Here is a 270-nt window from a genome sequence, read left to right as displayed (position 1 = left end):
AGAGCGCCGAAACGTCGAACTGCGCGCGCGGCAGCATCTCCAGCTTGCCGTCGATGGTTGCCGACTTGATGGTCGACGGCACGAAAGCGTCGATCTCTTCCTTGGGCAGCAATTTGCTGAGGTCGGTGTAAAGGCCCGTATATTGCGGCGCAAAGGACGAATGGTTCCAGCCGACGCACCAGTTGGTGCTACCCGAGGCGATGTCGGACTTGAGCTCCTTGTCGATGTCGAAGCCGTTCTTCTTGGTCAGGATGTTGACCTTGGCGCCGG

The 270-nt window shown here is 59.3% G+C and carries 1 pseudogene; it reads right to left on the bottom strand.

Annotated features, from left to right (window positions below):
- Window positions 1-270, bottom strand: a pseudogene (locus EOB49_RS35340) (sugar ABC transporter substrate-binding protein); the annotation flags it as partial.

The organism is Mesorhizobium sp. M7A.F.Ca.MR.148.00.0.0 (assembly GCF_003997735.1).
Lineage (GTDB): Bacteria > Pseudomonadota > Alphaproteobacteria > Rhizobiales > Rhizobiaceae > Mesorhizobium.
Note: the sequence above shows the minus strand (reverse complement) of the source record. Positions and strands in the feature narration are given on the sequence as shown.